The sequence below is a fragment of the Peribacillus sp. CSMR9 genome (assembly GCF_033141925.1).
Lineage (GTDB): Bacteria > Bacillota > Bacilli > Bacillales > DSM-1321 > Peribacillus > Peribacillus simplex_A.
In genome coordinates, this window is sequence record NZ_JAOPHO010000215.1 from 1 (window position 1) to 888 (window position 888).

At 36.0% G+C, this 888-nt stretch carries 2 protein-coding genes and 1 pseudogene; all 3 read right to left on the bottom strand.

Features of this window, described 5'->3' with window-relative positions:
• Positions 1-54: 54 nt before the first annotated feature.
• Positions 55-201 carry a hypothetical protein gene (locus tag N9I19_RS24970; RefSeq protein WP_317779368.1) on the bottom strand — a complete coding sequence of 49 codons (147 nt, stop codon included), beginning with the start codon at positions 199-201 and terminating at the stop codon, positions 55-57.
• 33 nt (positions 202-234) lie between these two features.
• The gene (locus N9I19_RS25420) at positions 235-438 is read right to left on the bottom strand and encodes a helix-turn-helix domain-containing protein (protein WP_411730967.1); all 204 of its coding nucleotides are present in this window, start codon (positions 436-438) and stop codon (positions 235-237) included.
• Between the two features lie 66 nt (positions 439-504).
• Positions 505-888 (bottom strand): annotated as a pseudogene (locus N9I19_RS24975) (hypothetical protein); the annotation flags it as partial.

Below are 888 nucleotides of genomic sequence, written 5' to 3' on the forward strand. Positions count from 1 at the left end.
ATAAGGCATTCCTCTTCTCTATTTAATATTATAAGTTTATAATCATCTTCATAATTATTGTTTTACCAACGCTATTCCGTCTTTAACGCCAGGCAGACACCGATCGCAATAATACCGAATCCACCCAGGTTTATTTTTTTCATACATCGGAGTTAACTGTTCAATAGGCTCATTACGGTTACAATACATACACTTAGGCATTAAATAACCCCCTTAGATGATTATAAACACTCCTTAGTTTGTGATTTGTTTTTGTTCATCTATAAATCTATATAAGGATGTCCGAGAAACATCGGCTTTGTCGCATATCTCTTTTATTGTCAATTTCTTTTGCTCGTATAAGTGATAAGCATATTCAAGTTTTGCCTGATCAGCTTTTGGACGTCCACCAAGTTTCCCTCTGGATCTGGCTGCTTTTAATCCTGCCTGAGTGGTGATATAGAGTGTGTATTAAATTCCTTTATTGTCTATCTACATTAAGGGGAAACTTTAATGGAAAGCCTTTTATTTAAATAAAATTTTATAGGTATCCTCTAGATCTATATCAGGTATTAGTTTCTGAGCAGGTTCTAGTAAGCGTTTATTCCTGCTACCGTACATCCCCCCATGGCATTGTGGATTATAGGTTACTTCATCTAATAATGTTTTGAATTGTTCTTTATTAAATTCTTCATAAAAAGGTCTGATGCATCTGTCGAAGGAATAATCTGCTTTATCAAATGAGCCACTATGGGAATAATGACTAATCATCAAATCATAAAATTCGGACAAAGTGCCGTTTGCTTTTGCTAATTCATTCAGATAACCCACATCTTTCGTGCGCCCGGCATGGGTGCAATCTATAGGGTGAAAGTCCCGAACCATGAAGGCAGTAGTAGTGGTTAGCTT

Coding starts and splice junctions, on each gene's coding strand:
- N9I19_RS24970 (WP_317779368.1), bottom strand. CDS start 201: ATGCCTAAGTGTATGTATTGTAACCGTAATGAGCCTATTGAACAGTTA.